Below are 6,347 nucleotides of genomic sequence, written 5' to 3'. Positions count from 1 at the left end.
GCCGCGGGTTTATGATGAAGCGGAACGCAATGCGCTCATATTGCTGTGGGAAGCGTCTGACCGGGTCTGTGGGAAGCGGCTGAAGGCGTTGCTGCCCGTCCTTGTCGAGGCAATGGAACGGCACGGTCGTTTTAACCTCCCGCCTGAGATCCGCGGCAAATTGCTGGCGATGAGCGCGGCCACGATCGACAGGACGCTGAGACCAATCCGAGAGGGCTTGGGACGTCCTCGACGGCGGCCCGCGGCGCACGCCCTGCGACGGAGCATTCCCATTAGAACCGTCGGCGGATTGGGACAATCCGGCGCCAGGTTTCGTTGAGGCGGATCTCGTCGCCCATTGCGGCCCTTCGGCTCGCGGCAGCTTCATCCAAACCCTTGTTCTCACCGACATCGCGACTGGCTGGACGGAATGTGCGCCGCTGCTGGTTCGCGAGCAGACGCTGTTGAGCAGCGTGCTCACAGAATTGCGCAAGCAACTGCCGTTCGCGCTTCTCGGCCTGGATACGGACAACGACACCGTCTTCATGAACGAGACGCTGAAGGGTTACTGTGACGCCGCCAATATCGTCTTCACGCGCTGCCGTCCCTACCGCAAGAACGACCAGGCCTTTGTCGAGCAGAAGAATGGCGCCGTGGTGCGCAGGATGGTCGGATATCGTCAATTCGAGGGGCTGGAGGCCGCCGCCCTGTTGGCGAAGCTCTACCGTTCAGCACGGCTGTTCGTGAACTTCTTTCAGCCATCGTTCAAATTGATCGCGAAGCAGCGCGACGGCGCGCGTGTGCGCAAGACATATAGTCCGCCAGCCACGCCGCATCAGCGTTTGGTTGCTGACGCTCGCACGTCAGATGCAGTCCGCTTCCGTCTGCAGGAAACCTACGCCGGGCTCGATCCTGTCCTGCTATTGCGCGATATCCGCGCCCTGCAGGAGCGACTCGCCGCGCTTGCCGACACTCCGCCGGCCATGCGCACTGACGGGGTAGCTCAGCCGATCGACCTTTTCCTGGCGAGTTTGCGGACTGCCTGGAAAGACGGAGCTAGCCGGCCGACAGATCGCCCGATTGTAAAAGCCTAAAGAGGACGGCGGCTTCCTGACCCTCTCGTCAAGGCGACTGCCGACTTGCGAAATTGGTTCGAAGCCGAACCATGGCGAACCGGCCATGCATGTTTTCCTCCACGTTTGTCTAGCACCATCACTTTGCCAGAGCACTCGCCGCTATCCATCCGCCCCATGGGATCTGAGGAACAGCACGACCTCCGCAAAAGGCGAGAGCAAGACGAACCAGACCCAATAGAAATTGGCGCCGTCATTTAGATTTATCCTTGTCCGGTTGACGACGTCTGTGTTCAGAACCAGACATCCTTAGGCGCTTGCACCACGCTGGCAAAGGTTGATTCCCTGATTCTTGCGCTCCAGCTCGCAACCTTTTGGTGGCATGCCAATTGCACTGCACTGCCACGATACCCTATCCGACCATCAGCCAAGAAGTTCAGATGACACTCGCTCGAACAAACCAGGCTAACCCGACAGACTGTGGAACATCTATCCCGCGTTCTCCGCATGTGCCGCTGTCACTCGCACGGTGGTTTTGGTTCCTGTCGCGTTTGGAGCGCGGCGGCGAGGCATGTCACATCACTCCAGCCTTCGAGGCCAGCTGGATCAGCTGGCCCTGCAGTTGGCCTTCGACGGGTTTGTGGCGCGTGATGAGGTGCTGTGCTCTAAATTCGAAAGGGTGGCGGTTACCGTTCCGCGAGCTAGGGCCGGCGGCCGTTGGCCTACCGCTCAAAAGACACTATTTGACGGCGGCACCGGATACTCGATCGAAGCTCGCAAGTTGATGCGGAATAAAGTCCTGGCGGCCCTCCACCTGGGAGCCGGTCGCAGATCCGAAGACGGTTAATGAGCGTAGCGGGGCAGGAGCATGTGGTTCTGATCACCACCGCCGGTGCTGCATGCCGCACCGCTACGGGCGTTTGGCGGGGCAGTGGTTAGGGGACGAGCTGCTTGAACGTCAGTCGGAATACTGGCTTTGCATCCTGCGGGATGGACCAGCGGTGCTAGAGCTTCCGGCGGACCAGTAGCGTGTGGCGCAGCAGGACCATAACCGGAGCTACGTTGACCCCGCGGCGGACAAGTTGCTGACGACGCTGTCATGACCCGATTGTCGGGCAAGTAAAAGCTGTGCCGACGCCAAATCCTAGCCAATGAACGTAACAAACGGGAAGACATCCAAGGAGTAGCTCATGCGAGTAGCCGTCGTTAGGAACAAAGATGTTACGGGCGTGATCAACCGGTTCGGTCAGCCTTATCCGCAGCCGCCAGAACCTTGGCCACAGGACCAAAGCGAGGGTGTGGTGGCGGCGCTGCAAGAGGGCGGCCACGAGGTGCTGCTGTGTGAGGGCGACAAAGGGCTGCTCGCTATCCTTGAGCAATTCATACCGCCGGATTCGCACGCCGGTCCTTCGGGAATGGTCTTCAACTTGGCGTATGGAATTCAGGGCGAGAGCCGTCCCACCCACGTTCCGGCCATGCTCGAGATGGCAGGCGTCCCGTACACCGGATCCGGCCCGCTTGGGCATGGGCTGACGCAAGACAAAGTCATCACGAAGAGGCTCATCCGCGATCACGGCGTGCCGACTCCGGACTTTCGCGTGATGCGCCGCAGCGCCGTGAATACGAGCGACTTGCGATTTCCAGTGGTAGTGAAGCCGCCTTGCGAAGATGACAGCTTCGGACTACAGCTCGTACATGAACCTGCTGAGCTAAAGTGCGCCGTGGAAGTGATCGTGGAGAAGTATGCGCAGGACGCGCTGGTGGAAGAATACATTGAGGGGCGGGAAATCAGCGTTCCGCTGCTTGGAAACGGAGAACTCGAGGTGTTGCCTCTTGTGGAGCAGGACTTCGGCGATCGCGCAACGCGTCTTATGACTTGGGAAGCGAAATACGTGGCGGCTACGGCGCCGGCGAAGATTTGCCCGGCACAGATCGAGAGCAAGCTTGCGACGGTCCTGCGAGATATTTCGATTGCGACATTCCGTGCTTGTCAGTGCCGAGATTATGCCCGCGTGGACTTCCGGATCGACCGCTCCGGTCGGCCTTTCGTCCTAGAGATTAACGCCAATCCGACACTCACAACGCATTCGTCGTATTTCGTGGGTGCGAAGACCGCCGGATACAGCTTTTCGAGCTTGGTCAATCGCATCCTGGACGTCGCCCACACGCGGTATTTCGGGACCGCTTTCCCCCAAGGCCGAACGTGACGTTGCGCCTTCGAGTAGCGCCGCTGGGTTGTCACTGCCGTCCGCAGCGCTTCGGGCGCGACATAGCGAGGCAGGCACAGACAAATGGTGTGGACGCTCTACTGCCCACTCGAGCGTGGACGACCTAGGCGACCTGATGGGTCGATGGACGCCGATTTAGTTCCGATGATCCAGTCGTCTTGAATGAGATAAATCGCTCCGGCCTGGCAACCAGTGAGACATGTGCTGTTGTCAGCCAGCGTTGTCCAAGCCCGCCAGGGCCCAAATACGGCGAAATTCGCATCTAGGTAGCGGATAATCTGCTGCACCACGGTGTAAATCGGAGGCTTCAAAGTCAGACAGAATGCAGATCGAAGACCTTTCCGTGTTCGGACCAACGACCCTCGATCCACTATCTCGTATCGCCACATCAGGACAACGATCAGGCGGGCAAGATCTTTGGCGTCGCCGCCATCGCCCTCTTGCACTCCTGCCACTTGTTGCACGCGATCGTCTGGCTGGTAGACCTATCGTCTACGAGGTTCTGCGACGCGCTCTCAGGAAATGGTTGATGGCGATCGCTTGCGGGGTCATCACCTGGACGGGGTTCCATTTCCGGCTGCAATTTGCCAGTCCACGGTGGGCCGTTGGCCCCATGGTTTCCATCCACTATGCGCTCCTTTCTGGCGGCATCACTGCGGGTGGCTGGATCTCGGGCACCGTTGCGCAAACCTATTCCCTAATTTCATCTCCCGAATTAACCGCGGCTGCCCTCTCTCTTGTTGCGGCTCGGAGATCTGCTTTGCCGGTGCGTTTAGCTGCGGACCGAGACCAGCAGGGCGCGGAGTTCCATCCCCCGGAAGTGGGGTTCATTCTCAAGCCCCGGAGCGGTCCAATTGCCGCAAATACCGAGTATTTCAACATCAGAAGAGGATCTTGGGACCTTCCTCAGCCATATGCGCACGCGCAGATATGCTGTGGCTCGCGCGCCCACTCGCGGCTGGACACTTCAGCGAGACCTTCGAAGCCGTCCCAGTGGACGAAAACATTCCGCATGCCGACTTGGATGGACTTTCTACGTCTTCTCATCACCTCTCTCCTTCGGATCAGGGAGTCTTCCAGCTCACTTACGGTCTTGAGCGAACAACGGAGCTGCGAAGGGCCCCAGCCGCACAGGCCCATTCGGCTGTCGTTGAACCTGCTTCATCCGCTTTTTCTCGGTTTGCGATCCTTGTGGTACACAACTGTCAGGCGAAAAGCTCGTCGGCCCTCCCGCATTCAGCGTCAACGAAGCAACGTAAGGCTCACGAATCTGAAGCATCGGTGTCTACCACCATGTGCTCGGCAGCAACTGAACGCTACCCGCTCCAAAGAGACTGATTGGCATGTCCTCAAATGAAGAAACAGCATCCACAGGGTTACTGGCGCCACTAAAGAACTCGACGTTCCGTTCTATCTTCCTTGCGTCACAACTGTCGAGCCTGGGCTGGAGAGTGCAGACGGTGGCGCTCAGCTGGCTCATGGCCACTGTTTCCACCTCGGATGTATTGGTTGCCCTCGTCCAGGCCTCATCGACCTTGCCGGCCTTCTTTCTGGCGGTCTTCTTTGGGGCGATTGCCGACAACTACAGCCGGCGCATGGTTATGATTGTTGGTCAAAGCCTCATGATGGCTGCTTCTGCGATGCTGACGATCCTCATGGCCCTAGGCACTACCGATCCATGGATGATTCTCGCCTTCAGCTTTCTCGACGGTTGCGGCATCGCGCTCAGCGACCCGGCTTGGCGAGCCTCAATCGGCGACATCTTGGAGCGCCGCCATCTGCCGGCGGCCGTTACGCTCCTCAATGTCGGGTTCAACACGGTCCGCAGCGTTGGTCCCGCCCTTGGCGGGATCATCGTTGCCGCTTTTGGGCCGCTCGTCACATTTGCGCTCACTACCCTTGGCTTTGTCGCTCCCCTAACAGCCTTGTGGTGTAATAAATGGAAGATCCAAACCTCATCTCTGCCCCGCGAACCACTTATGACAGCCCTCTATGATGGTCTGCGCTTCACAGCCATATCTTCGGAAATAAAGTCAACGATCGTGCGCGGGACTTTGTTTGGATTTGCTAGCATTTCAACATTGGCGCTTCTGCCACTCGTTGCCCGCGACATTTTGAAGGGCGGCCCTGTCGGATACGGCATCATGATGGCCGGCTTCGGCGCCGGCGCACTTCTGGTCGGGCTCGTGAACCCGACGCTCAGGCGAACGCTCACGCAGGAATGGTTGGTGGTCCTCGCCTGCACTGCATGTGCAATATGTGAGTTCTCCCTTGCGCTAACGTCTTCGCTTGCCGTTGCAACAGTCTGCCTTGCTATTGGCGGCGCGGGCTGGGTGACGGCGTGGTCCGGATTTGGCGTGAACGTGCAACTGGCAAGCCCGCGTTGGATCGTCGGGCGCACCATATCGATCTATAGCGCATTCACTTACGGCGGCATTGCTGGCGGCAGTTGGACTTGGGGTGTCATCGTCCAAAATTACTCGCTTTCCTTGGCATTGGCTTGGTCCGCCGTCGCGACCCTGGCGGTCGCCGCTCTCGGGCTCATGCTGCCAATTAGCAATCGTTCTGAATCGGAACTCGAACCTTCCGGCAGCTTCAGCGTACCGGCGATCGCGCTTGATCTGAAGCCAAGGAGCGGTCCCATCCTTGTTACGACGGAATACAGGATTCCCGAGGAGAACATGGATCTCTTTCTAGAGGTCATGCAGAAGCGCCGATACGCCAAAAGCCGCGTCGGTGCACGACAATGGACGCTCACCCGCGATGTTCAGGAGCCATCACGCTGGATGGAGACATACCGCACACCCACCTGGACAGATTATCACCGTCTCCATCATCGCCTTACGGCGGCGGACAAGGAACTGGACGACAAAATCGTGACTTTGAACGCAGCGACTACTCCTCCGCGAATAGCAATCCTAGTGGAACGACCCACGGACGCAGCCGCCAAGTCCTCACCGCAGATCCCTTACGTCTCGCATAAATGAGGATCCTCAGTGCTTTCATCTTTTGAATGATGCTGCCTGGGCTGTCTTGCACGGACGAACCGCCACGACGTTGCACTCAT

Annotated in this window: 3 protein-coding genes and 1 pseudogene; all 4 read left to right on the top strand. The window is 58.7% G+C overall.

Annotated elements, in window-relative coordinates; translation table 11 throughout:
- Nucleotides 1–1,157 (top strand): annotated as a pseudogene (locus tag AS026_RS11675) (ISNCY family transposase); the annotation flags it as partial.
- 1,085 nt (nt 1,158–2,242) lie between these two features.
- Nucleotides 2,243–3,259, top strand: a complete 1,017-nt coding sequence (locus AS026_RS11665) for a D-alanine--D-alanine ligase family protein (RefSeq protein ID WP_028744419.1) — start codon at nt 2,243–2,245, stop codon at nt 3,257–3,259.
- Between the two features lie 343 nt (nt 3,260–3,602).
- Nucleotides 3,603–4,637 (top strand): MFS transporter, encoded by a 1,035-nt coding sequence (locus tag AS026_RS44485; protein WP_081687831.1) that lies wholly within the window; start codon nt 3,603–3,605, stop codon nt 4,635–4,637.
- Nucleotides 4,624–6,267, top strand: coding sequence for an MFS transporter (locus AS026_RS11655; protein WP_028744421.1), 1,644 nt, complete (start codon nt 4,624–4,626; stop codon nt 6,265–6,267). The genes AS026_RS44485 and AS026_RS11655 overlap by 14 nt, the downstream gene beginning before the upstream one ends.
- Nucleotides 6,268–6,347: the final 80 nt, after the last annotated feature.

Source organism: Rhizobium altiplani (genome assembly GCF_001542405.1).
In the GTDB taxonomy this organism is placed as follows: domain Bacteria; phylum Pseudomonadota; class Alphaproteobacteria; order Rhizobiales; family Rhizobiaceae; genus Rhizobium; species Rhizobium altiplani.
The sequence above is the reverse complement of the archived record's forward strand: the minus strand, read 5'-3'. Positions and strand labels throughout refer to the sequence as shown.